The sequence below is a fragment of the Corallococcus sp. CA054B genome, assembly GCF_003611625.1.
Lineage (GTDB): Bacteria > Myxococcota > Myxococcia > Myxococcales > Myxococcaceae > Corallococcus > Corallococcus coralloides.
The window spans coordinates 1-24,244 of sequence record NZ_RAVY01000071.1 but is presented as its reverse complement, the minus strand read 5'-3'; the positions used below and the strand labels follow the sequence as shown (position 1 = coordinate 24,244).

The 24,244-nt window shown below is 68.9% G+C and carries 24 protein-coding genes and 1 pseudogene; 10 read left to right on the top strand and 15 right to left on the bottom strand.

What is annotated here, in order from left to right; genetic code table 11:
- Positions 1-15: 15 nt before the first annotated feature.
- Together D7V80_RS18805 and D7V80_RS18800 are read left to right on the top strand one after the other, a co-directional pair.
- Complete coding sequence (locus D7V80_RS18805; RefSeq protein WP_120589464.1) at positions 16-1,422, top strand: pitrilysin family protein; 1,407 nt, start codon at positions 16-18, stop codon at positions 1,420-1,422.
- Positions 1,423-1,424: 2 nt separating this feature from the next.
- Complete coding sequence (locus tag D7V80_RS18800; protein ID WP_120589463.1) at positions 1,425-2,933, top strand: pitrilysin family protein; 1,509 nt, start codon at positions 1,425-1,427, stop codon at positions 2,931-2,933.
- A 66-nt stretch (positions 2,934-2,999) separates the two neighbouring features.
- On the opposite strand, the gene D7V80_RS18795 is transcribed toward D7V80_RS18800, so the two are convergent.
- Complete coding sequence (locus D7V80_RS18795; protein WP_120589462.1) at positions 3,000-3,281, bottom strand: hypothetical protein; 282 nt, start codon at positions 3,279-3,281, stop codon at positions 3,000-3,002.
- A gap of 456 nt (positions 3,282-3,737) precedes the next feature.
- Between D7V80_RS18795 and thrA the strand changes: the two genes are divergently transcribed.
- Entirely contained in the window at positions 3,738-6,194 is a 2,457-nt protein-coding gene (thrA, locus tag D7V80_RS18790) for a bifunctional aspartate kinase/homoserine dehydrogenase I (RefSeq protein WP_120589461.1), read from the top strand.
- Positions 6,195-6,235: 41 nt separating this feature from the next.
- On the opposite strand, the gene D7V80_RS18785 is transcribed toward thrA, so the two are convergent.
- Positions 6,236-6,718 (bottom strand): hypothetical protein, encoded by a 483-nt coding sequence (locus D7V80_RS18785; protein ID WP_120589460.1) that lies wholly within the window; start codon positions 6,716-6,718, stop codon positions 6,236-6,238.
- Between the two features lie 56 nt (positions 6,719-6,774).
- Between D7V80_RS18785 and D7V80_RS18780 the strand changes: the two genes are divergently transcribed.
- From D7V80_RS18780 to D7V80_RS18760, 5 genes are all read left to right on the top strand, one after another.
- The gene (locus D7V80_RS18780; RefSeq protein WP_120589459.1) at positions 6,775-7,425 is read left to right on the top strand and encodes a TIGR02269 family lipoprotein; all 651 of its coding nucleotides are present in this window, start codon (positions 6,775-6,777) and stop codon (positions 7,423-7,425) included.
- Positions 7,426-7,454: 29 nt separating this feature from the next.
- Positions 7,455-8,183, top strand: coding sequence for a double-CXXCG motif protein (locus tag D7V80_RS18775; protein ID WP_120589458.1), 729 nt, complete (start codon positions 7,455-7,457; stop codon positions 8,181-8,183).
- A gap of 236 nt (positions 8,184-8,419) precedes the next feature.
- Positions 8,420-8,713: a hypothetical protein gene (locus D7V80_RS18770; RefSeq protein WP_120589457.1), complete on the top strand. Its 294-nt coding sequence runs from the start codon at positions 8,420-8,422 to the stop codon at positions 8,711-8,713.
- Positions 8,714-8,724: 11 nt separating this feature from the next.
- Entirely contained in the window at positions 8,725-9,369 is a 645-nt protein-coding gene (locus D7V80_RS18765) for a TIGR02269 family lipoprotein (protein ID WP_120589456.1), read from the top strand.
- 6 nt (positions 9,370-9,375) lie between these two features.
- The gene (locus D7V80_RS18760; protein ID WP_120589455.1) at positions 9,376-10,101 is read left to right on the top strand and encodes a double-CXXCG motif protein; all 726 of its coding nucleotides are present in this window, start codon (positions 9,376-9,378) and stop codon (positions 10,099-10,101) included.
- 5 nt (positions 10,102-10,106) lie between these two features.
- Here the strand turns inward: D7V80_RS18760 and D7V80_RS18755 are convergent, their stop codons facing one another.
- The 5 genes from D7V80_RS18755 to D7V80_RS18735 all read right to left on the bottom strand — a co-directional run bounded on the left by D7V80_RS18755 (position 10,107) and on the right by D7V80_RS18735 (position 14,823).
- Positions 10,107-11,900, bottom strand: coding sequence for an alkaline phosphatase D family protein (locus tag D7V80_RS18755; RefSeq protein ID WP_120589454.1), 1,794 nt, complete (start codon positions 11,898-11,900; stop codon positions 10,107-10,109).
- 45 nt (positions 11,901-11,945) lie between these two features.
- Positions 11,946-12,362 (bottom strand): VOC family protein, encoded by a 417-nt coding sequence (locus D7V80_RS18750; RefSeq protein WP_121762563.1) that lies wholly within the window; start codon positions 12,360-12,362, stop codon positions 11,946-11,948.
- 65 nt (positions 12,363-12,427) lie between these two features.
- Positions 12,428-13,285 carry a helix-turn-helix domain-containing protein gene (locus tag D7V80_RS18745; RefSeq protein WP_120589452.1) on the bottom strand — a complete coding sequence of 286 codons (858 nt, stop codon included), beginning with the start codon at positions 13,283-13,285 and terminating at the stop codon, positions 12,428-12,430.
- Between the two features lie 11 nt (positions 13,286-13,296).
- Positions 13,297-14,316, bottom strand: a complete 1,020-nt coding sequence (locus D7V80_RS18740) for an alpha/beta fold hydrolase (protein WP_120589451.1) — start codon at positions 14,314-14,316, stop codon at positions 13,297-13,299.
- Between the two features lie 69 nt (positions 14,317-14,385).
- Complete coding sequence (locus tag D7V80_RS18735) at positions 14,386-14,823, bottom strand: SRPBCC domain-containing protein (RefSeq protein ID WP_120589450.1); 438 nt, start codon at positions 14,821-14,823, stop codon at positions 14,386-14,388.
- Positions 14,824-14,879: 56 nt separating this feature from the next.
- Here D7V80_RS18735 and D7V80_RS18730 point away from each other — a divergent pair, with 56 nt between their 5' ends.
- Positions 14,880-15,212, top strand: a complete 333-nt coding sequence (locus tag D7V80_RS18730) for a helix-turn-helix transcriptional regulator (RefSeq protein ID WP_120589449.1) — start codon at positions 14,880-14,882, stop codon at positions 15,210-15,212.
- Between the two features lie 7 nt (positions 15,213-15,219).
- Here the strand turns inward: D7V80_RS18730 and D7V80_RS18725 are convergent, their stop codons facing one another.
- The 8 genes from D7V80_RS18725 to D7V80_RS18690 all read right to left on the bottom strand — a co-directional run bounded on the left by D7V80_RS18725 (position 15,220) and on the right by D7V80_RS18690 (position 23,661).
- Positions 15,220-16,500 (bottom strand): MFS transporter, encoded by a 1,281-nt coding sequence (locus tag D7V80_RS18725; RefSeq protein ID WP_120589448.1) that lies wholly within the window; start codon positions 16,498-16,500, stop codon positions 15,220-15,222.
- A gap of 213 nt (positions 16,501-16,713) precedes the next feature.
- Positions 16,714-18,399 (bottom strand): CapA family protein, encoded by a 1,686-nt coding sequence (locus D7V80_RS18720; protein ID WP_120589447.1) that lies wholly within the window; start codon positions 18,397-18,399, stop codon positions 16,714-16,716.
- A gap of 111 nt (positions 18,400-18,510) precedes the next feature.
- A complete protein-coding gene (locus D7V80_RS18715; RefSeq protein WP_120589446.1) occupies positions 18,511-19,017 on the bottom strand; it encodes a DoxX family protein in 507 nt (168 codons plus the stop codon).
- A gap of 114 nt (positions 19,018-19,131) precedes the next feature.
- On the bottom strand, positions 19,132-19,914 hold the full coding sequence (locus D7V80_RS18710) for a tRNA1(Val) (adenine(37)-N6)-methyltransferase (RefSeq protein ID WP_199738748.1): 783 nt from the start codon (positions 19,912-19,914) through the stop codon (positions 19,132-19,134).
- 2 nt (positions 19,915-19,916) lie between these two features.
- Entirely contained in the window at positions 19,917-20,870 is a 954-nt protein-coding gene (gene gshB / locus D7V80_RS18705; protein WP_120589444.1) for a glutathione synthase, read from the bottom strand.
- A gap of 82 nt (positions 20,871-20,952) precedes the next feature.
- Positions 20,953-22,620 (bottom strand): serine/threonine-protein kinase, encoded by a 1,668-nt coding sequence (locus D7V80_RS18700; RefSeq protein ID WP_120589443.1) that lies wholly within the window; start codon positions 22,618-22,620, stop codon positions 20,953-20,955.
- Positions 22,621-23,071: 451 nt separating this feature from the next.
- Positions 23,072-23,398, bottom strand: a complete 327-nt coding sequence (locus tag D7V80_RS18695) for a hypothetical protein (protein WP_014392885.1) — start codon at positions 23,396-23,398, stop codon at positions 23,072-23,074.
- A gap of 8 nt (positions 23,399-23,406) precedes the next feature.
- The gene (locus D7V80_RS18690; protein ID WP_233585491.1) at positions 23,407-23,661 is read right to left on the bottom strand and encodes a hypothetical protein; all 255 of its coding nucleotides are present in this window, start codon (positions 23,659-23,661) and stop codon (positions 23,407-23,409) included.
- A gap of 223 nt (positions 23,662-23,884) precedes the next feature.
- Between D7V80_RS18690 and D7V80_RS18685 the strand changes: the two are divergent.
- A pseudogene (locus tag D7V80_RS18685) lies at positions 23,885-24,244 on the top strand (tenascin-X); the annotation flags it as partial.

Sequence of the window (24,244 nt, the reverse complement as noted above, 5' to 3'; positions counted from 1 at the left end):
GGAACCTTGTCCCGATTGAAGGCCCTCGCCGCAGCGGCCCTGTTCGTGGGGCTTCCGGCGCTCGCGCAGACCCCCGAGGCGAAGCCGCTGGAGCCCGGCCGCGAAAACCTGGCCATCCCGTATGAGAAGTACACGCTGCCCAACGGCATGGAGGTCATCCTCTCCGTGGACCGCAAGCTGCCCGTGGTGGCCGTCAACGTCTGGTACCACGTGGGCGCCTACGACGAGACGCCGGGCCGCACCGGGTTCGCGCACCTCTTCGAGCACATGATGTTCCAGGGCTCCAAGCACGTGCCGGACGACGTGCACATCGGCCTCTTGGAGCAGGCGGGCGCCACGGACCTGAACGGCACCACCAGCTTCGACCGCACCAACTACTACGAGACCGTGCCCAGCAACCTGCTGGAGACGGCGCTGTGGTTGGAGAGCGACCGCATGGGCTTCCTGCTGGACTCGCTCACGGAGAAGAGCCTCCAGACGCAGAAGGAGGTCGTGAAGAACGAGCGCCGCCAGGGCGTGGAGACGGCGCCCTACGGCGAGGCGCAGGAGAAGGCGTGGCAGGCGCTGTTTCCCGCGCCGCACCCGTACTCCGGCAACGTGATTGGGTCCATGAAGGACCTGGACGCGGCCACGGTGGATGACGTGAAGGCGTTCTTCCGCAAGTGGTACGCGCCCGCCAACGCGACGCTCGCCATCGTGGGCGACTTCGACCCCGCGAAGGCCAAGGCGCTGGTGGAGAAGTACTTCGCCACGCTGCCCTCGGGGCCCAAGCCCCAGCGTCCGGACGTGAAGCCCGTGAAGGTCACGCGCGAGACGGTCATCCGCCACGACGAGAAGGTGGCCACGCTGCCCCTGCTCACCATGTCCTGGCTCACCGCCCCGTACCTGAAGCCCGGAGACGCGACGGCGGACGTACTGGCCACCGCGCTGGGCACGGGCCGCGCGAGCCGCCTGTTCCGCCGGCTGGTGCTGGACAAGCAACTGGCGCAGACCGTGGAGGCCGTGCAGCAGAGCCAGGGTGCGCAGTCCGTCTTCTCCATCGAGGCGGTGGCCCGGCCCGGCGTCACCACGGACCAGTTGAAGAAGGAGATCGACGCGGTGCTGGACGAGGTCCGCAAGGACGGCGTCACGCAGGAGGAGATCGTCCGCGCGCGCACCCGCTATGACACGCGCCAGCTGGCGGGTCTGCAGGCGGTGGGCGGCAGCGGCAGCAAGTCCGACACGCTCCAGAGCTACAACCAGTTCGTGGGCGAGCCCAGCTACGTCGCGCAGGACCTGGCGCGCTACCAGGAGGTCACCCCCGAAGCGGTGAAGCAGTTCGCCAACGACGTGCTGCGCCCCGACGCGCGCGTCGTGCTCCACGCGGTGCCGTCCGCCGGCAAGGCCGCGCCGTCTTCCGCTCCGGGCAAGGAGGCCCGCTAGTCATGCACCGCCGAATCCTCACTGCCCTCCTCACGCTGTCCGTCGCCGGCTGCGCCACCACCAGGCCCGCGGAGACGCCGGCTGAAACGGCGCCGGCCGCGCAGCCGCAAACCCAGACACCCGCTCCGGACGCGGAGGCGTTCCGCGAGCAGCAGCCCAAGCCCGGCAAGCCGCCGGAGCTGGTGCTGCCCACCTTCGAGCAGGCGAAGCTGGACAACGGCCTCACCGTCATCGTCAGCACGCGCAAGGAATTGCCGCTGGTGTTCGTGGGCATCGCCTTCGCCGCGGGCGTGTCGCAGGAGCCCGCCGCGAAGCTGGGCATCGCGGACCTGTCCTACCGGATGCTGCTGGAGGGCGCGGGCAAGCGCGACACGGTGGCGCTGGACAACGCGTTCGCGGACCTGGGCGTGTCGCCCGCGCTGTCGGTGGACCCGGACGGCGCCTTCGTGGGCGCGCGCGTGCTCACGACCAACGTGGACGCGGCGATGAGCCTGCTGTCGGACGTCGTCCTGCGGCCCACCTTCGACGCGAAGGCCTTCGAGCGCCGCAAGAAGCAGCAGCTGGGTGAGCTGGTGCGCCGCATGGGCGACCCGAACTTCCTGGCGCAGCAGGCCTACTACCAGGCCGTGTTCGGCGCGGACCACCCGTATGGCCATACGTCCGGCGGTACGCCGAAGACGGTGGAGTCGCTCACGCTGGCGGACGCGAAGAACTTCTACACGAAGAACACGGGCCCTCGCGCCGCCGCGCTCATCATGACTGGCGACGTGACGCTCCAGCAGGCGGTGGAGTGGGGGAAGAAGTACTTCGGCGGGTGGAAGGGCGGGGCCGTGGCGCCCAAGCCGCCGCCCGCGCCGCCCGCGCCGCCGCGTCAGCAGGTGCGCGTGGTGCCCAAGCCGGGCCTGGAGCAGACGGTGGTGCTGGTGGGCCGTCCCGGCCTCGCCGCTGGCCACCCGGACGAGTACCCGCTGGAGCTGGCGACCACGGTGTTCGGCGGCTTCTTCGGCAGCCGGCTCAACATGAACATCCGCGAGGACAAGGGCTACAGCTACGGCGCCAACGCGCACCTGGGCACGCGCCTGGGCGTGGGACCGCTCACCGCGTACGCGGCCGTGCGGCAGGACGTGACGGGCCCGGCGCTCAACGAGTTCATCAAGGAGCTGGCCGGCATCAAGTCCAACCCCATCACGGAGAAGGAGCTGGCCGCCGCGCGCGAAGGCCTCATCCGCGCGTTCCCGGGCGCCTTCGAGACGGTGGAGGGCCTGGGCGGCAGCGCCGCGCAGCTCTACTTCCACCGCCGGCCGATGGATGAGTTCAAGCGCACCGTGGAGGGACTGGAGAACGCCAGCGCCGCGGAGGTGCAGCGCGTGGCCGAGTCCTACCTGGACCCCGCCAACATGCAGGTGGTGCTCGTGGGCGACCCGCTGGTCATCCAGGAGCAGGTGACGCCGCTCAACCTGGGCAAGCTCACGCTGGTGGAGACGCCGGCGTCGGAGCCTGCTTCCAAGTAACGGAGCGCTTCACTTCGAGGTGTTGAAGCCGGGGTCCCGACGTGGGTGTCGGGGCCCCGGTCTTTTTCATTCCCGGGTGGGCTCGTTCTCTTCCTGGCGGGCTTCGGCCTTGAGGCGCCCGCGCTCCTCGCGCTCCTCGTCATCGACGTCGTCGAGGACGCTCTGGGGGTTGTTGCGGGGCCCGCCGACGGGGCCGTCGCTGTCGAGGGCGAACTTCTGCTCCTCGGTGGAGTGCTTGGCGTCGTCCGCGTACAGGGGCTTGGTGTCGTCCGCCTCCAGCCCCCGCTCCACGCGGTCCTTGGCGAAGCCGGGCTTGTGGGCGGTGTCGCTCTTCTTGCGGGTGGCCATGGGTTGCTCCGGAAGGTGGTGGGACAGCTCACACACGCTCAATGTCGGCAGCCCTGGCCGCGAGCACCACGGTGGGGACCGTGGAGCGGGGGGCTGGTTGCCTGCCCCCTGACCTCGGCGCGCGGAAGCGGCTAGGATGGGGACTCCATGGTCAGACGCAGCGGGAACAACCAGCGGCACGAGGGGACGACGTCCTCCGTGGGCGCGCGCGTTTGGACCGTGCTGACCGAGACTTGCACTCGCACCGGCCTGACTCCTCGCGGAGCGCGGACCGCCTGACTTCCGAAGCGGACCTCCTGAAGGTCCCTCTTCCGAACCCGGCCCCGCGCTCCTCCCGAGCGCGGGGCTTTTGCGTTGCCCCACCTGCCAGTCGCCAACCCCGAGGACCCGTATGACGCCGCTTCCGATGTGCCGCCCCAGCCACCGAGTCCCGACGTTCCGAGAGGAGGCCGTGTCATGCGCGTGATGAAATTCGGTGGCACCAGTGTCGGAGATGCGGAGCGGATGCGCGGCGTGGTGGCGCTGGTGGAGGAGGCGCGCAAGGCCGAGCGGGTGATGGTGGTGGCGTCCGCGGTGTCGGGCATCACGAACCTGTTGGTGGAGGCGGCGAAGGTGGCGCAGGAGGGCGAGTCCGTGCAGGAGGCCTGCGCCCGGTTCGATGACACGCACTCCGCCATCGCGAAGGCGCTGAGCGTGGACCTGAAGCCCGCGCAGACGCGTCCGCTGGCGGAGGGGTTGGTGTCGCTGGGCGTCGAGCTGCGCGGGCTGTTGCAGGGCGTGGGGTTGCTGCGGGAGTGCTCGCCGTCGGTGCTGGCGCACCTGTCGGGGCTGGGGGAGCGGGCGTCGTGCTTGCTGCTCGCGGCGATGCTGGAGGCTCGGGGGCTTTCGCCCGTGAGCCTGGACCCGAGGCAGGTGCTGGTGTGCTCGGGAGACCCGCTGCAGGCGACGCCCCGGGTGGAGGAGATCCGCGCGCGGTTCGCGACGCTGCGTGAGGGCGGGCCGGGGCTGATGTTGATGCCGGGCTTCTTCGGTGGGGATGCGCGCGGCAAGACGATGTCGCTGGGGCGGGGAGGGTCGGACTACTCGGCGGCGCTGGCGGCGTCGGCGCTGGATGCGCGGATGTTGGAGATCTGGACGGACGTGGACGGCATCTTCAGCGCGGACCCGAGGCTGGTGCCGGAGGCGTTCACGCTGGAGGAGGTGAGCTTCGAGGAGGCGATGGAGCTGGCCTACTTCGGCGCGAAGGTGCTGCATCCGAAGACGATTGCCCCTGCGCGAGAGCTGGGCATCCCGGTGCGGGTGTGCAACAGCTTCCGTCCGGAGCATCCGGGCACGCGGGTGACGGCCACGGCGCCGGCTTCACGGCACCCGGTGCGGGGGTTGTCTTTCCTGCCGGACATCGCGCTCATCAACATCGCGGGCGCGGGGTTGAAGGGCGTGCCGGGCACGGCCGCGCGCGTCTTCGAGGCGATGGCGCTGGCGTCCATCTCCGTGGTGTTGATTACGCAGGGCTCCAGCGAGTCCTCCATCAGCTTCTGCGTGGGGGAGACGGAGGCCACGCGGGCGGTGCTGGCGCTGGAGGACGAGTTCGAGGTGGAGCGCGAGGCGGGGAAGGTGGACCCCATCGAGCACCAGCCGGGGCTCGCGGTGTTGAGCATCGTGGGAGACGGGATGCGGCACCGGGTGGGCGTGGCGGGGACGTTCTTCAGCGCGCTGGCGGACGTGGATTGCAGCATCGCGGCCATCGCGCAGGGGTCGAGCGAGCGGAGCATCTCCGCGGTGATTTCGAGGGAGGACGGGCCGCGTGCCATGGCACACGTGCACCGCAAGGCCTTTGGCACCACGGAGGTGGTGGAGCTGCTGGTGGCGGGCGTGGGCACGGTGGGCGGGGAGCTGCTGCGGCAGATTCATCAGCAGGCGCCAAAGCTGCGGGCACACGGGTTGGATTTGCGCGTGTGTGCCATTGCGAATAGCAGACACAGCCTGGTGGCGCCGGAGGGCGTGGCGCTGGACGGATGGAAGGCGCGGCTGGATGCGAGCGAGTCGGGTTTCACGCTGGATACGTTCCAAGCGTGGGCGAAGGCGAGGCGGCCGGGCCGGCCCATCTTCGTGGACTGCACGAGCAGCGAGGACGTGGCGCTGGGGTATCCGGCGCTGATGGCGTCCGGGCTGCACGTGGTGACGGCGAACAAGAAGGCCAATGCGGGGCGGCAGGAGCACTGGAAGGCGCTGCGGGAGACGGCGGTGCGGCACCAGCGGAAGTTCCTCTACGAGACGAACGTAGGCGCGGGGCTGCCGGTCATCGACACGTTGAAGAACATGCTGCGCACGGGAGACACGGTGCACCGGGTGGAGGGCATCCTGTCGGGCTCGCTGTCGTTCATCCTGGGGTTGACGGAGGCCGGGGTGCCGCTGTCGAAGGCCGTGGGAACGGCGATGGAGAAGGGCTTCACGGAGCCGGATCCGCGCGACGACCTGGAGGGCACGGACGTGGCGCGCAAGGTGCTCATCCTCGCGCGCGAGTTGGGGCGGTCGCTGGAGCTGGAGGAGGTGGCGCTGGCGTCGCTGTTGCCGGAGGAGTTCGACGCGAAGGGCCCGCTGCCGGAGTTCCTGGCGCGGCTGCCGCAGGCGGATGAGATCTTCCAGAGGCGGGTGGACGCGCACCGGAAGGAAGGAAAGGTGCTGCGCTACGTGGGCAGCGTGGGACCGGAGGGGATGAGCGTGGGTCTGGTGCCGGTACCGCTGGAGCATCCGCTGGCGGCGGTGAAAGGCGGCGAGAACGCGCTGAGCTTCCTGTCGGAGCGGTACAGCCCCACGCCGCTGGTGATTCGAGGCTACGGCGCGGGCGCCGCGGTGACGGCGGCGGGAGTGCTCGCGGATGTGTTGCGATTGGTGGAGGGGCCTTTGCCCTGAGCTTGGATGGCGGCGTGCGTGTCCAGCACGCCGCTTTTGTTTCACTCCCGGATGTCTTCGGCGGCTCGTGTGACCAGGACTTCTTGGAGCATCCCAGGAAGTCGAACGAGGCCGTGGTGCGTGAAGACACGGTGATTCTCGTTGGGCGTATAGCCTTCGGGAGTGATTCGTCCGGATTCGACGGTGAAGTAGCCGATGATGTCCTCGGGAGGCACACGCTCCTCACCGGGAGGCAGCCGTTGATCCGAGATGTAAAGCCACCCCTTGCCGATGCGTTGTGCCTCGGCCTGGGCGCCTGGATCGGCTGGCGCGCACTCGCGGACGACCTGGTGGAGCAGTGCCACGAAGGCTGGGTTCACCTCGAAGCCATCGGGCCCTCCGTGAGGGTCATGCAGCGTCCCCGCGACTGCGTGGAGGGGGAGTCCTCCCGCCAGGAATCGCTCTGGCGGCAGCACGGAGATGACCCTCGAAGTCACCCGCTGCTCCTTGCTCTTCTTCCCGAACAGCGTCTTCCAGAAACCCATTGGCTGATGCTACCACCGTGGCGGGGACGCCCTGGTTCATGAGTAGGCTTTCCTTCATGAGGAAAAGCCTGACGTCCTGTGTGCTGTTGCTTTGGATAGCGGCGTGCGCGTCCAGCACGCCGCTCCAGCAGCGGTGGGATGAAGCTGAAGCGGAGTGCGGCGACGCGAGCAGCGACGCCTGTGTGACCCTGGTCTGTGGGGACACGGAGTGCGGCTTCTTCCGGTGCGAGGATGTGCCTGGGGAGGTGGTGCTCGCACGCGGACTGCCACCCCGTCCGCCACCCGTGGCCGTGGCTCCCGCGCCGGGAAGCGGGCCCCGGCGCAACTGGGGCGCCAGCATGGGCCTGCCGGGCGACCCGGAACCCGTGATGGTGTTCCCCTGGTATGGGAACCCCAAGCCCGTGCCTCCTCTGCGGCGATTGCCGGCGGGGAAATTCGAGAAGCACCACATCTTCCCGCAGGCTCGGGACCTTGCTGCGTGGTTCAAGCTCAAGGGGATCAACATCCATCAGTACACGATCCCCATTCCCGTGCATGTCCACCGGCGTATCCACAGCAATGGTCCCAAGGGAGGCTTGTGGAACAAGGCCTGGCGCGAGTTCAGGAATACGAATGGGGGCGCTCCCGCAGAGGAGATCTTCAAGCATGCTGGGGAGCTGATCTACCGATTCCAACTCCTGGGTGGTCCCATCCAGCAGTACAACTGAGCCTTCACCCATCTGAGGCCTGACGGTCCATGCCCTCCTTCTTCTGGCTCCGTGACGACGAAGCAGCCACATCCCGTTACAGCGGAGACTTCGATGCCACGCACAAATGGTTCCTGCCCGGCATCAAGGATTGTCCTGGATGCGGCGTGACCTCGGCTGGATGGGGACGTCAGTACCCCGCCGTGGACCTTTCACTCATCCCCGAGCATCGGGAATTCGAGGAGCCTCGAGCCGAGCCGTTCCACGAGTTCGTCCGTCTCCGGGAACTGGTGCGCCCACTGGTGCCACCGGATGCATCGCTTCCTCCTGGAACAAGCTTCGGTCCACTCACAGGCACTGCGTCCGGTCAGTTCGGGCCGTTCACCTGGCAGGGGACCTCGCTGATGCTCATCCGCCGCGACGCACTCGACGGTCTCCAGGCATCGGGCATCCGTGGACTGCTGGGCTGCAAGACGGAGCTGCGGTTCCGGCAGAAGACGCCTCCGGACATCCTCGAGCTCCAGATCGAACCGCGCGGCCTCCTGCACCGCGACTGCCTTCCTCCGGACCTGGCGCCGCCCTGTCCCACCTGCGGACATCAGTACTTTCGTCGTCCGGACGACCCCATCCTCGACGGTGCTTCGTTGCCCACCGACAGGGACCTGTTCCGCTTGGACAACTTCAGCACCATGATCATCGGCACGGACCGCTTCAAGGACGCGGTGGAGCAGGGCGGATGGACCGGCATCTCCTTCCGCGAACTGCCCGTGCGTTCCTGAAATCCTACGCTGTCCTTCGTGAAGACAGCCTCTGGGGAAAGCGCTCCTCGACGCCGGGAAGGAACAGCGACTGACCGGCACGTGCGGCTTCCACGGCCCGACGGAAGTGGAGGTCGCCGTAGCGGTCGAGCACCGAGGGGTCGAAGTACTCCGTACTGGCCGAAGAGACAGTCCTCCATGAGGACAGAGCCCTCGACGAAGCTCCGGGCTCCGTTGCCGAATGACAGCGTTCGGGCGTGGAGATCTCCGCGGACGATGACGAGCCCGGGAACGTAGTCGTCGGTCCAGAGATGAAGATGGTCCGCTGTCTTGAGCGAGCCGTTGATCTGGATGACATAGGGACCGTCACCCGTGTCGATGCCTCCAGGGACCTCCACGCCTGTGTCGATGCTCCGGATGATGCAGGGATTGAGTCCCTTGAAGGCGCGGAGTTCCGCGTCCCACCGGGGATCGCGAAAGGCTTCGAGGGTCGTTGCGTTGCCCAGGTCTTCAAGTCTGACGTTGGTCACAGGGACGCTGGACATGAGTAGGTTTTTCCGCCATGCGAAAGATGCTGATGTTCCTGGCGCTGTGGATGGCAGCGTGCGCGTCCAGCACGCCGCTCCAGCAGCGCTGGGATGAAGCCGAGGCGGAGTGCGGTGACGCCAGCGCGGACGCCTGTGTGACCCTGGTCTGTGGGGACACGGCGTGCGGCTTCTTCCGGTGCGAGGACGTGCCCGGGGAGGTGGTGCTCACACGCGGACTACCACCCCGTCCGCCACCCGTGGCCGTGGCTCCCGCGCCGGGAAGCGGACCCCGGCGCAACTGGGGCGCCAGCATGGGCCTGCCGGGCGACCCGGAACCCGTGATGGTGTTCCCCTGGCACGGGACACCCAAGCCCGTGCCTCCTCAGCGGCGGCTGCCGGCGGGCAAATTCGAGAAGCACCACATCTTCCCGCAGGCCCCGGACCTCGCCGCGTGGTTCAAGGAGCGAGGCGTCGACATCCACCAGTACACGATCCCCATCCCCGTGCATGTCCACCGACGTATCCACAGCGATGCTCCCAAGGGGGGCTTGTGGAACAAGGCCTGGCGTGAGTTCAAACAGAAGAACGACGGCGCCCAGCCTGCGGAGATCTTCAAACACGCTGGGGAACTCATCTACCGTTTCCAACTTCTTGGCGGTCCCATCGAGAAGTACAACTGACCGCTCATGACCCGATTTTTCGACCTTCGCCACGACGAGACCGTCAACTTTCGCCGCAATGGTCTCGTCGAGGCCGCTCATAAATGGGGGCTGCCAGGCCTGAAGAACTGCCCGGGGTGTGGAGCCACCTGGGGCACCTCCGCTCAGGCCTATCCAGGCGTCGACTTGTCCGAAATGCCAGAGCTGGCGGAGTTCGAAGAGCCCCGAGCAGAGCCCTTCTCCGAGTTCGTTCGTCTCCGGGAGTTGGTGCGTCCCCTGACTCCTCCCAACGCAAGGCTTCCACCTGCCACCCACTTCGGCCCGCTGGTGGGCCGCGCCTCCGGTCAGTTCGAAGGCTTCGCCGGACTTGAGAGCAGCCTGATCGTCTTGCGACGTGACACGCTCGAAGCCCTCCAGTCGGCAGGCGTGCGTGGGCTTCAAGGCTGTCGGACCGAGCTGCATTTCCGGCAGAAGGAACCTCCGGACGTCCTCGAACTTCAGCTGGAGCCCAGAGGCCTGCTGCATCCGGATTGTTTCCCGCCGGATCTGGCGCCGCCGTGTGCCACCTGCGGGCGCCTGGGCCTCCGTCTTCCGGACGATCCCATCCTGGATGGTGCTTCGTTGCCCACGGACACGGACCTGTTCCGAGTCGGCAACTACAGCACCGTCCTCATCGGCACGGACCGCTTCAAGGACGCGGTGGAGCAGGGCGGATGGACCGGCATCTCCTTCCGTGAGCTCCCGGTCCGCTGAGCCCCTCAGCCCACGGCGGGGAAGGGCGGGGGCTCCACCACCACCTCCATGGGCAGGTTCTCCTTCTCCGCGATCCACTTCACCCACAGCTTCGGACGCGCGGTCGTGTCGCGGTGCTTGGGCCGCTCCAGCCGGATGGACAGCCAGTTGCGGTCCCGCAGGTACAGCTCCTTGCCCACCGGCAACAGCTCCGTCTGCAGGAACCCTGGCAGGTCCTCTCGGGAATCCTCCGACAACGCCAGCATCCCCTTGAACGCGAGCCACCCCGGCGGCGGATGCACGATGGGCGAGGACGTCGCCTGTTCGATGAACACCTCACCCACCGTGCCCAACGCGGGCACCAGGTGGTCCGGATTGCGTGAACGCACGCGCGCCCTCGCTCCGACGTGCACGTCCCCGGACAACACCGTCACCGCGCAGTAGGACTTCCTCGCCAGCGAGAACAGGTTCATCAACAACCGCGTGCGCTCGCCCCGGTGCACCGAGGACTCCCACTGGTCCAACAGGTCGTCGCGCAGCTCGACGCCCCCTCCGCTCATCCGCTCCATTGCCGGACCGAACCGCAGGTGCACCAGCGGCACCGACGACACCACCAGCACGTGCCTCGCCTTCTTGCCGTTCTCCGGTCGCTGGCGGTGCTCTTCTCGCCACGCGTCGAAGGCGTCCCACTGTGAGCGGCTCATCACCGTGAACTCGGTTTGCGGATGCGCGTCCCCGGTGTCCAACACCCGGCTGGTCCGGCCGCTCCGCAAATCCAGCAACACCACGTCCAGGTCGCAGTCCGCCGTGGAGAAACAGAACGTCTGGAAATAGTGCTGCGCGGGCTTCACCACGCCCCGGTCGTCCGGCTCGCGTGCCTTCGCCGGCTGCTCCAGCCAACCCCGCTGGAAGGCTTCGAACGCCCGCGCCGCCGCGCTGTAGAGGGCCCGGTACCAGGGCGCCTGCTGGAGGTCCTCGTGCGAGCCCCACCCGTCGAAGATGTCGTGGTCGTCCCACATGAACAGCCCCGGCACCCGCCGCAGCATCGGCGCGATGCCCTGGCTCCCGCCCCACCGCTCCCGGTAGAGCCAGACGTATTCCGCGAACAGCTTCTCCGAGAGCCCGTCTGGCACCGGCAGCTTCAACCGCTCCGACCGGGGCAGCTTCATGAACGCGTTCAACACATCCAGCGTGTTGTGCAGCGAGTCCGCGTAGAGCTGATCCCCACCCCCGAGCAGCAGCTGGAAGCCCGGCGTCTTCGCTGGATCCGCCGGGTCCCTCTGATGCTGTTGCAGCATCCGATCCCACAGCGCGAAGGGCTGCGCCAGGTTGCTCCAATCACTCGCACGGCTGGCGCCGTTGCAGGAGAAGAACGCGATGTTCGGCGACACGCCCTTCGCGGGGACGACCACGTCGGACACCACCAGCGGCTCCGGCGGGATGACCTTCGAGGACCACGGCCGGTTGTCTCGCGGCGTCGGACGCTCGAAGGTCACCGGCACGCCGGGCGTGTCTGGCGATTCGAAGTGATAGGACAGCCGCTGCGCCACGTCCGTGCGCGGCAGGACCACCTCCCAACGCCACACCACGCCCCGGGTGTCCTTGGGCAGGGCGGTGAGGTCCGCGGCGGGCTTCGCCTCGTCGAAGACAGCGACCCGCTTGCCCTTCGCGTCCCGGAAGCACAGCCTCAACGCCGGAGGCTTCTTCGCCGACGTGCTGTCCAGGAACACGTTGACGAAGAAGCTCCACACGTCGTGGGACTTCGGGTCCGGCGTGGCTTGCGCCCGGGCGTACAGGATGGGTCCCAGCAAGAGCTTCATGGGGAAAGCCTTGCATGGACACCCACTCGCGTCGACGAAGGCGCCTCACCCCTTCGGCGGAGGCACCGCGAGCGGCTGGTACGTGCCGAAGCTCCAGACGTTCCCCTCGGGGTCCAGCGCGCTGAAGTCCCGCGAGCCGTAGTCCGTGTCGTGCAGCTCCATCGCGATGCTCGCGCCCGCGGCCTTCGCTCGCGCGTACAGCGCATCCGGGTCCGTCACCACCACGTAGATGCCCTGGTTCTTCAGGGGCACGTCCTTCGACGCGGCCATCTTCAGCCGGCCGCCCTCCGCGCCGCCGAACATCACGAGCCCATGGCCCAGCGTCAGCTCCGCGTGGGCGATGGCGCCGTCAGGCTTGCGGTAGACGACCCGCTCCTCGCAACCGAAGGCCTGCTTCAGGAAGCGCAGGGCGGATTCGGGGTCGGCGTAGTGGAGGAAGGGATAGAGGCTGGGCAGGGACATGGTGTGATTTCCTTTCACCATGCATCCTGCCCATCCGCCCGCGGACCTTCTTGGACGGATTTTACCTACGCGCCGGATTCGAACCCGCCCGCGTCCGGAAGCGCACGGCGCAGGAGGGCGGACGGCGGCCCTCCGGTGAACTGGCGGAAGTCCCGGTTCAAGTGCGCCTGATCGAAGTAGCCCAGCTCCAGTGCCAGCTCCGCCCAGCGCACCGGACCTCCGGACTTGATGCGCTCCACTGCCCGGTCGAAGCGCAACAGGCGCGCGAGCCTTCGCGGAGGCAGCCCCACCTGCTCATGGAACTGGTGGATGAGGTGCTTGTGGCTGTGGCCCAGCTCGCTCGCCAGCGTGGCGATGTCCACCTGGCCTCCCGTCCGCTGGATGCGCTCCACCGCCCACTTCACGCCCGCATCCACTGGCGGCCCCCGCTCCGCGCGCTTCAGCAGGAACGCGTCCGCGATGGCGAAGCGCGCCGCCCAGTCCCGCGCCTCCGCCAGGGACTCCACCAGCCGCCGCGCCTCGCCGCCCCAGAGGTCCTCCAGGCCCGTCACCCGATGGGCCAGCTCGTGCATGGGCAGGCCGAAGAGGCGCCGGGCCCCCAGCGGCGTGAGGTTCACCTGGAGCCCGTGGGACTCGCCGTTGTGCTCGGTGGTGCTCCAGCGCTCATCCAGGCCCGCGACGAAGCCGGAGCGATGCCGCGTCACCCCGCCCGCGTCATCCAGGTGCTTCAGCAGCGGACCGAACTCCAGGATGAGCACCACCTGCACGCCGGGCAGCTCCTGCCGGCGCATGGGCTGGGGCATGGCCTCGCGAAAGCCGCAGTAGTCCCGGATGAGCGGCGCCAACCCCGGGGGCGGCGTGGCCAGCGCCATCTCCCAGCCGCCCCGCTCGGACGCGTGGCGCACCACGCGGATGCGATGCATGCGGCGGGAGACTACTTCGAAACCTTCCGCAGGAAGTCCAGCAGGGCCGAGTGCCACTTCTCCGGCGACTCGAAGTGGGGGATGTGGCCCACGTTCGGGAGCTCCACCAGCGTGGCGCCCGGGATGGCCGCGGCGGTCTTCTTCCCCAGCGCCGGGTACTGCCCCAGCTTCGGCAGGAGCGCGGGCGGCACGCTGCCCTTGCCCACCACCGTGCGGTCCTCCTGACCAATCACCACCAGCGTGGGCACCTTCACGAACGGGAACTCGTGCACCACCGGCTGCTCGTAGATCATCGTCTGCGTGGCCGCGGACACCCAGGCCAGGCGCGGGTACTCACCGCTGAGCGTCTGGCGGTAGAGGACCTGGACGTATTCGTCGTACTCGGGCTTCCACTTCACGTAGTAGCCGCGCTGGTACTTGCGCAGGCCTTCCTCCGTGGCCTTGAGGTTCTCCTGGTAGAGGTCCTCGGTGGACTTCCAGGGGACGGACTCGCGGTAGTCCTCCAGGCCAATGGGGTTCTCCAGCACCAGCTGCGTCGTCACCTCCGGGTACATCAGCGCGAAGCGCGTCGCGAGCATGCCGCCCATGCTGTGGCCCACCACCGCGGCCTGCTTCACGCCCACCGTGTCCAGCACCTGCTTCGTCAGCGACGCCAGCGTGTGGAAGCTGTACGCGATGGCCGGCTTGGACGACTTGCCGAAGCCAATCTGATCCGGCACCACCACGCGGTAGCCCGCGCCAGTGAGGACGCGAATGGTGTCCTTCCAGTACGCGCCGAAGAAGTTCTTGCCGTGCAGCAGCACCACCGTGCGTCCGTTGGCGTTGCCCGTGGGCTTCACGTCCATGTACGCCATGCGCAGGTCCTGGCCCTCCAGCTTGACGGGCAGGAACTGCACGGGGGCGGGGTAGGGGTAGCCCTCCATGCCCAGACCCAGCGCCTCCGGGGCGCGCTTGGGCTCCTGCGCGTTCGCGGCGGGCGCGGAGAGCAGCAGGGCGGACAGGAGCAGGGCGGGGACGCGGACGGACGGCATGGGGCTCCTTCGGCGACGGGACGCGAGGGAACGGCAGTCTGTCCGGGACATTCCCCCGCGGCGCGGATTTCAGAACGCCCCGCCCTCCCGAAGGTTGATTCCGTACTCCAGGTAGCCCTTGAGGCAGAGCATCATGTGCATCCAGCCGCCCGCATTGCCGTAGGACGCCGTGATGCCCTTCTCATCCGGCCTCCAGCCGGACTCGCTGATCTTCACCATCGTGTTGCTTGCGTCCAACGGCACGAAGTTCATCTCCACGCGCGTGTTGTAGCCGTCGTCCGTGGGCCACTCGAAGACGATGCGCTCGTTGGGAGTCACTTCGCGCGCGATGACGTCGAACTCGCCCGGCGCCTCCGCGAAGCTCCACTTCACCGTGGTGCCCGCCGCCAGCGGACCGCTGCTCGTCTTCACGAAGTAGCCGCTCAGCTTCGCGGGGTTCACCACCGCCTCGAACACCTGCGCCACCGGCTTGCGGATCTTCAACTGCACCTGGAACTTCGGCTCCATGGGGCACCCCTGTCCGTGAACTGGTCCTGCCCGCAAATAGGTTATATAAATATAACATGTCAAGGAGTGACGATCGGGACGACCTCATCTTCAAGGCGCTGGCGGACTCGCGCCGGCGGGCCATCCTGGACCTGTTGAAGGACGCGCCCCGGACGACCGGGGAGCTGTGCGAGCACTTCGAGAAGACCCTGGACCGCTGCACCGTGATGCAGCACCTCAAGGTCCTGGAGAAGGCGGAGCTGGTGCTGTCCCACAAGGAGGGGCGCACGCGGTGGAACCACCTCAACGCGGCGCCCATTCAGGACATCCACGCGCGGTGGATCAGCTCCTACGCGACCCACGCGGTGAAGCTGCTGACGAAGCTGAAGCGGGACCTGGAGGAGGACTGACGGTGCGTCAGTGCGCGCTGTCGGAGAACGGCCGCACTTCGGCCTGGGCCGGGGCCAGAGGCTCGTTCTCGAAGCGCGCGGGCTTGAGCAGGCGCGTGGTGAGCACCAGCGCGAGGAAGATGGCGCTGCACCCGATGGTCACGAAGCGCAGGTGCATGCGGTCCGCCAGCGCGCCCTGGAACCAGACGCCCAGCGAATAACCCGCGCCCAGCACCATGCTGTAGAGGCTGCCCATGCGAGCCTGGAGCTCCCGCGGCACGCGGTTCTGGCAGGCCGCGCTCAGGCTGCTCATCAGGATGAGGTAGTTGGCGCCGAGGAAGAAGATGCACACCGCCGCCACCTGGAGCGTGGGCGCCAGCCAGTACACGCCCGACAGCAACGCGATGGTCGTCGCCGAGTAGCCGCGCAGCTTGCGCTGCCCGAAGAGCTCCGCGAGCGTGCCCACGCACAAGGCCGCCGTCACCGCGCCCGCGCCCTGGCATGTCACCAAGAGCGACGTAGCCGCCGCGCCCTGGCCCAGCTCACGGATGGCGAACACCGGCACCAGGCCGATGAAGGGCGCCACCAGCGCGGCCACGAAGAAGGTGGCCGCCAGCACCAGCGAGATGTCCTCGTCGTCGCGCGCCACGGTGATGCCGCGGCGGATGCCGTCCCAGAGCGGCTCTCGCTTCACGGACGGGTCCCGCGCGGGCGGCACCACGCGCCACAGCGCCACCAGCACCGCGAAGAAGGACAGCGTGTTCGCGAGCAGCGCCCACGCGGGCCCGCCCGCCTGCAACACCAACGCGGCCAGCGTGGGCCCCATGATGCGGCCCAGGTTGAACTGCGCGGAGTTGAGGCTGGTGGACAGGTGCAGGTCTTCCGGCGGCACCAGCTCCGCCAAGAGCGCGGAGAAGGCCGGATAGGTGAGCGTGCTCACGCACCCGTTGAGGAACGAGATGACGCCGATGACGGACACCGACAGCTGCCCGCGGAACGCCAGCACCGTCAGCACGGCCGCGAGCGCCGCCTGGAGCAGCGCGCCCACCGCCGCGTAAGCGCGCCGGTCGAAGCGGTCCGCCAGCGCGCCGCCCACCGGCGCCAGCACCACCGCGGGCAGGAAGGACAGCGCGACGATGGCGCCCGTCCACTCCGCGCGGCCCGTGGTCTGCGTGACGTACACGCCCATCGCCACCGTCTCCATCCAGGTGCCGATGTTGGAGATGAGCGCGCCCACCCACACCGCGAAATAGCCGGGGTATTCGAAGGGGCGCAGCGAAGTCAGTCGTGGGAGTCGATGGGCAGGCACGTCGATGACTGTCTTAGCGCACGCCGCCCACGCACGCCTTGCACGGCGCGGCACGCTTGGAGGCGCAATGAAGCGCACGGCAGCCCAGGCAGCAGCCCGGCTTCAACAAAGCGCGCATTCCCTGACGGTGATGCGCGATGCGTGACACACAAAACACCCACGGAGGTGCTGCGCCCGTGGGTGCGGGTGCGGCGTTGTCGTGAAGGCTCGGCGCTACGGCGCGGTGCTGGAGGCCGTGACGGGCGACTTGCGCGGAGAGAGGCGGCCGTCGTCCGCGATGCGGGCGCCCGTGTCGGGGAAGTCCTCGGTGGTGAGCTTGCGCACCAGCGAGACGACGTTGGCGGCCGGGTCCGGCTGGGCGATGCCTTCACCGACCTGCTTCGTGGGGAGGATGCGGCCGTTGGAGAAGCCGCCACGGCTGTCCAGCTCCACCTCGAGAATCATGCCCAGGCCCTGCGGACCCTTGAGGTTGAAGCGGCCGTAGGTGGCGAAGTTGCCCATGGAGTAGGCGATGAGGCGGCCCTGGTAGAACTCCATGGCGCGCGCGACGTGCGGGCCGTGACCGAGCACCAGGTGCGCGCCCGCGTCCACCACGGCGTGGGTGAAGACACGCAGGTCGCCGCGGTCCTCGCCGAAGAACATCTCCCTGCCGGCCGGCACATGCAGGGCCTTGCCGCCCTCCGCGCCGCCGTGGAAGGAGACGATGACGATGTCGTGCGTGGCGGCGGTCTGCTTCACCAGCGCGGTGGCGGTGGGCAGGTTGTTGAGGTGGTTGCAGCCCGCGGACGTGTGGAAGGCCACCAGGCCGATCTTCAGGCCGTTGCGCTCCACGGTGGCCACGCTGCCCGGCGGACCGCTCCAGGCGATGCCCAGCGCGTCCAGGGTGGACTCGGTGGCGCGGCGGCACTCCTCGCCGAAGTCGCCGGAGTGGTTGTTCGCGGTGGAGACCACGTCCACGCCGGCTTCCTTCAGGTATTCGCCGAAGGACGTGGGGGAGCGGAACGCGTAGCAGTTCGCGGGCGAGCGGCACTTGGTGGTCTTGCCGGTGTCGCAGAGCGGCCCTTCCAGGTTCACGAAGGTGAGGTCCGCGTCCTCCAGCAGGGGGCGCACGGCCGCGATGACGCTGCCGCCGCCCTCGGGGGGCATGTAACCCTCTGGCACGGTGGTGCCGAGCATCAGGTCACCGGCGGCGCGGATGCGCAGCTTCGCGCCCGGCGGCGGGGGAGGGCGGGGCGTGCTGTCCACGGGCTGCGCGAGCTTCGCCTGGAGCGCGGCCTGGTTGCGGGCCTGCGTGAGCGCGCCCTCCAGGTCCGGCTGGTTGGGATTGAGCGCGCGCACCTGCGTCCACTGCGTGAGGGAGTCCGCCCAGCGGCCTTCGACGGAGTACGCCCAGCCGAGCTCCCAGCGGCAGTCGGCGCGGGACGGCGCGGCCTGCACGCACGCGGACAGCTCCGCGATGGCGGTGCGCGAGTCCTTGGACTGGAGGGCGGCCACGCCCCGGGCGTAGTGCTCGTCCGGGTTGCCCACGGTGGCGAGGCCGGACGCGCCGGCCTTGCCGTGCATCACGAGGGCCGCGGCGCGCAGGGCACCGACGCTGGCCTCCACGGCGATGCGGCCCGCTTCGGAGAGGGATTCTGTCTGGCTTTGCGCGGCGCCCGTGGCCGGCACCGTGTCCGTCGCGGGCGTGGCAGGGGAGGGGTCCTGGGCGACGGCCGTCACGGACGCGAGGCCCGCGGCTTCCAACCTCCCGGTGCTTGCGTCCCGGATGACGGAGCGCACGGAGGCCATGCCCGCCGCGGTGAGGCGCGCGGTGCTGGAGGACTCGGCTGTGGAGAAGTTGGGGACAGACGCGGCGGGCGCGGCGAGCGCCAGCATCAGCAGGACGGACGGGGGGGCCATGGCCCGCGCATCTTACGGGATGAAGCGGGGGCAGGGGCGCCACCCACGGGCCCGGTTCGGTAGCAGACGGGCAGGCGACACCCCCACACCCCCTGAAGGCCCTGGTTCCGGTTACCCGAGCGCGTCGAGCAGCATCGAGCCCCGGCGCTGACGCGGCAGCAACCGGAAGTGCCTCAGCTCCCTGCGCTTCACCCGCTGCTCCAGCGCGCCGTGCAGGGACAGCCGTCCGGGCCCTCGCATCAGCGTCCCGAGCGCGATGGCGATGAGCGCCAGGTTGAACTCGTAGCCGCCCTTGGTCATGTCGAAGCCGTTCTTCCTGTGCACCTTCGCGATGGCCATCGCCTGCGTGACGATGACGGACACCGCCGTGAAGCGCGTCGCGATGCCCAGGATGGAGCTCACCCCGGCCACCAGCTCCGTGATGCCCGTGGCCAGCAGCCACGGCTTGCCGGGCTTGATGCCCAGCTGCTCGAACATGCCCACTTGCTGCTCCATGCCTTCCTTCTTCAGCTTCGCCAGGCCGTGATGGATCATCGTCGCGCCCAGCGACAGGCGCGGAGGCAGCAACGCGGCCGACTTCAGCAGCGACGGTTGTTCGTTGAGCATCGTCACGTTCATGGGGCTCTCCTCGTCGGACGCGGACGTCCGGTGGGTGAAGTGCCCTTTACGTTGTGACCCATCCGCTCATCCGGCCCCGACGCTCGCAGGGCCCGACGCTCAGCGGCCGGGCACTCAACCCCCGTTCCGCTCCGCCAGCGGCACGTCCATCAGCGCCGCCACCTCCGCGCTGTAGCCGCCGGGTCCCTCGCCATGGACGATGAGCGGCGCACGCACCGACAGGCCCCGGTCCTGATCCCGCAGCGCCTGCACCAGGAAGCGCGTGGCGGGCGCATCCACCCGCGCATGCACGGCTCTCAGCACCCGGGGGAACAACCGCGCGCCCGCGAGCACCCCCAGCACCTCCACCAGCCGCGCCGCTGGATACACCAGGCTCACGCCCCCACCGGGCCGCAGGGCATGCCGCGCCGCCGCGACCACGGACGGCGCATCGCACGCCACCTCCGACTTGGACACGGCCCGCTCCGCGTCCGGGCTCACCACGCCCGCTTCGGCCCGGCGGAACGGCGGGTTGGACACCACCTGTCCATAGACCCCTGGCGTGAACAACGACCGTGCCTGCCGCAGGTCCCCGAGCACCGGCCGCACCCGGCCCTCGCACCCGTTGAGCGCCACCGCGCGCGTCAGCCGACCGTGCACCGCGGGCTGGAGCTCCAGCGCATCCACCGGGCCCGCGACGCCGAACTGCTTCACCAGCAGCAGCGACACCACGCCGCTGCCCGCGCCCAGCTCCAGCACGGGCCCGGGCAGGTCTTGCCCTTCCGTGGCCGCGAAGTGCGCCAGCAGCACCGCGTCCAACGTGAAGCGGTAGCCCGTGCGGCGCTGGAACACGCGCACGTCCGCGGTGCCAATGGAGTCCAGCGTCTCGCCGTCCTCCAGCCTGACGGGCTGCTCCACGGTCAGCGCGCGCCGTGCATCCGCTCGGCGACGTCCAGCACGCGCGCCTCGCAGGAGACGCCGTCCAGGTGGCTGGCCTCCACCAGACCCGTGGGGCTGGTGACGTTCACCTCCGTGAGGTAGTCGCCCAGCACGTCGATGCCCACCAGCGTCAGCCCCTTCTCCTGGAGCGACGGCTTGAGGCGCTTGCAGATGAGCAGGTCACGCTCGGTGATCTCCGCCTTCATCGGCGTGCCGCCCGCGGCCATGTTGCCCCGGTGGTCCGCGTCCGACGGCACGCGCAGCACCGCGCCCACCGGGTCTCCGTCCACCAGGATGATGCGCTTGTCGCCCAGGCGGCTCTCCGGCACGTACGCCTGCGCGAGGATGGGTTCCTTCCCGCCCTGCGTGAGCAGCTCCACCATGGAGCGCGCGTTGCGGTCCCCCGGCGCGAGGAACAGGATGCCCTTGCCGCCGAACCCGTCGATGGGCTTCAGGATGGTGCCCTGCGGGTTCTTCGCCGCGAACTCCAGCACCACGGACAGCTCACGCGTGACGCGCGTCTCCGGCATCAGGTCCGGGAAGTTCAGCGTGAAGAGCTTCTCGTTCGCGTCGCGGATGCCGGACGGGTTGTTGATGAAGATGGGAGAACGGTCCGGACACAGCTCCACCAGCTGCGTGGCGTGCAGATAGTCCGCGTCCACCGGCGGGTCCTTGCGCAGGAAGACCACATCCAGCTTCGACAGCGGCCGCACGTCCTCGCTCAGCACGTCGAAGTGGTGGCCCACCTCACGCCGCACCTTCACCCGGCGCATGCGCGCCTCCGAGCACCGGCCGTTGAAGCGCAACCACCCCTGTTCGAAGTAGTAGACGTCGTGCCCCCGCCGCTGTGCCTCCAGCATCAGCGAGAACGTCGTGTCGTGGTCCACCCGCACGCTCTCGAGCGGGTCCATCAGGAAGCCAAGGGAGAGGGCCATGTGAGGGCGGAAGATAGCGGACGCCCTCCGCCCGTGCCGCTCCTTCGAGCGTGTCTTCGTCCAAGCCGGAACGGACGGGGCTCTAGCGGCCCGGCAGCTCCTTCAGCTTGAGGTTGAGGCGCACGGGCTTGCCCGCCTCCACCGGCACGGCGAGCACGCGGCGCTTCTTGTCCTCGCCCACCAGAACCAGCTCCGCCTGTCCCACCGGCAGGGAGTGCTTCACCAGCGGCGCGCGGCCCAGGGACTTGTTCTTGAAGAAGATCTCCGCGGGCTCATCCAGGAAGAGCGTCACCTCGCCCTTGCTCTTGCGGCCGCGGCTGCCCCGGTTGGCGGTGGCATCGTCCCGGTCGTTGTCCCGGTCCTTCGCAACTGCCCGGTCGCGGTCCTTGGTGTCCTTGGTGTCCTTGGTGTCCTTGTCACCGCGGTCCCTGGTGTCCTTGTCCTTGTCTGGTTCCGCGACGTCCAGGTCCTCGCCGGGCACGGGGGCGTTGGGCGGCCGGATGGGGACCATGGCGCCCAGGCCCATGGGCGGGGGAGGGGGCGCCTTCTCCTCGGCCTCCAGCAGCTGGGTGAGCCGGAACGCGCCGTAGGCCAGGCCCAGGAACAGCGACAAGGACAGGAGCGCCCACACCCCTCCCAGCTTCGAGCGCTTCACCGGAGGCGCGGTCTCGTCGCTGCCGGGCGCCTCCGCGCGCAGCTTCGCGATCTCCGCCTTCTTGCGCGCCTCCACGACACTGAGCGCGGTGGCCTTGCGCTCGGGCAGGTAGGGGCCGTCATCCTTCTGGAGCGCCCGCTTCGCCGACGCCAGCACCTGGCTGCTCGTCGTGACGTCCGCGCTCTCCAGCAGGGACCGCGTGGCCGCCATGCGCTCCGCGAACAGGCTCTTCATGAGCGCGGCGCGCTGGTCCGCGTCCATCAGCTTGCCGCCGGCCGCCTTCTCGATGGCGCGCGCCATGTCCCGCCCGGACGGGTAGCGGCGGTCCACGTTGCGCTCCAGCGCGCGCATCACCACGCGGGAGATGTCCTCGGAGATGTGCGGCAGCAGCACGGACGGCCACGGGATGGCGTCCTCGAGGATCTTCACCATCTCGTCGCGCTCGGTCTTGCCCGCGAAGAGCCGCTCGCCGGTGATGAGCTCGTGCATCACCACGCCCACGGAGAACAGGTCGCTGCGGCCATCCAGCGGATCGCCGCGCACCTGCTCCGGGGACATGTACCCGGTGGTGCCCTTCACCGTGCCCACGCTGGTGCGCTCCAGGCTGTTCTTCGCCTTGGCGATGCCGAAGTCGAGCAGCTTCACGGTGCCGTCGTAGGTCACCATGATGTTCTTCTGCGCCACGTCGCGGTGGATGACGGGGCTCGCCTCGCCGCCGGGGGACGTGAAGGTGTGCGCGTAGTGCAGCGCCAGGCACACGTCGCGGGCCACGGACAGGGTGAAGGCCAGCGGCACCGGCTGGCGCTTCTTCAGGCACGCGCTCGTGACCTGGTTCAGGTTCTGCCCGCCAATGAACTCCATGGCCAGGTAGAGCCCGTCGTCCTCCTCCCCCAGGTCGAACACCTGCGCGATGTTCGGGTGGTTGAAGGCCGCGGTGATGCGCGCCTCGTCCAGGAACATGCGGACGAACTGATCATTGGAGCGCGCGTCCGGGAGGATGCGCTTGAGGACCACGTACTTGCGGAAGCCGCCCGGGCCCGACGTGTAGCCCAGGAACAGCTCCGCCATGCCGCCCACGGTCAGCTGCGTGAGCACCTCGTACTTCCCGATGCGCTCGCCCCGATGGAAGTCGATGAGCTCATCCTCCAGCGCCTTGGGAAAAGGGCGCCCGCGTCGTATGAAAGCCGGGCCGGACCATAACAGGGCTGTTGCATCCGGGGCCCTTCCTTGCCGGGGTCATGCCCCCCAGGTCCCTGTGGATCACCTGTGGATGGTGTGGATGGACCTGTGGACAACCGGGGGCTCGGAAGCCCCCTTGTGGATGCCCGGGGGAAACCGGCAATTTGCCCACATGTAGCAGATCGCCGATTCGTGAATGAATCCGCGAGCTTGCTGACTTGTCCCCAACTCGGCTTCCCCTACCTCTTCTACCAGTTGATCAACACTCCAATTAGACTGGTGAAAAGAAGCAGGGCCCGTGCACAAGTCGGAAACCGACAGGCATCCACGGACGGCGAACGCAGGCGGGACAAGACGGGACACGCTGCTACAGGAGCGTGGCGCGAAGCCGCTCCAAGAGCCCGGGCAGTTCCTGGAGCAGCTGCCGGTCCAGGTCCTCCAGCGCGGCGCGGTGCATGACCAGGTCCTCGGGCTCCCGGTCCGCGGCCATCATGCGCTGCAGGCCCCGCAGGCGCTGGTTGCGCTGGACCAGGCGGGCCAGGGTGTCGTCCAGCTCCTCGGCGAGCGCCGAGTCCAGGTGCAGCTCCTGGCCCACCAGCTCCCTCAGCTGCTCCACGCGGTAGGTGAGCTCCCAGCTCTCCTCGTAGCCCGCGCGCCGGGGCAGCATCTGCCCATACGTCCACCGCTCGTTCACCAAGGTCCTCAGTGCGGCCGGGGCCGGGTGAGGCCCGTCAGGGACAGCCGGGTACGCATGGGGTCCAGCTCCACGTGCATCCGGCAGTCCGCCACGTCCAGGCGCAGGGTGTAGGGAGGACAGGGCGTGTGCCCCGAGTGGTTCTCGGAAGCCTGGGTGCCCATGCGGAACAACTCGGCCAGCACCGCCCGCCGGACCTCCGCCGACAGGCCGTCCACGGTGGATTGCACACCCCGGGCGATGAGCACCGTGAATGCCTGCAATCCTTGAGAATCGTGCGGCGGGCCGGCCAGGGTCATCCCCGCGCCCGTTGCCAGAACCGTACCCTGCGACAGGCCTGTCGTTCCGGGGGGTTGGAAGTGCTCGAAACCCTTGGGACTGAAAAAAATTCAGGCACGGAAATGCCCAATCCGGAAACCCCGACGGGTGGGATGCCGTGGGACAGGGGAATGGAGAGGGGTGTAAAGGCAGGGCGAGGAGGGCACGATGGCGCGCACGCGGACGGTGGGCAGTGGGGGCCTGACGATGGCCCTGGCAATGGCCCTGGCGGCCCTGGTGGCCTTCGGAAGCGCCTGCCGGGAGGAACCCCCGCTGACAGGCGCCCGGAGCCTCCTACGGGTCTCCCAGGAGGCCCTGACGTTCCCGGCCAGCTACCCCCAGGTGGAGCGGGTGGTGGAGCTCCGGGTGGTGAACGCGGGCCGGACGACGCTGGACGTGGAGTGGACGGCGCTGGCCGCCCCCTTCTCCGCGTCCGGGCTGCCCACACGGATGGCGCCGGGCGAGGTCCCGGTCCGGCTGTCCTACCGGCCGGAGGCCACGGGCGTGCTGACGGCCACGCTGGTGGGC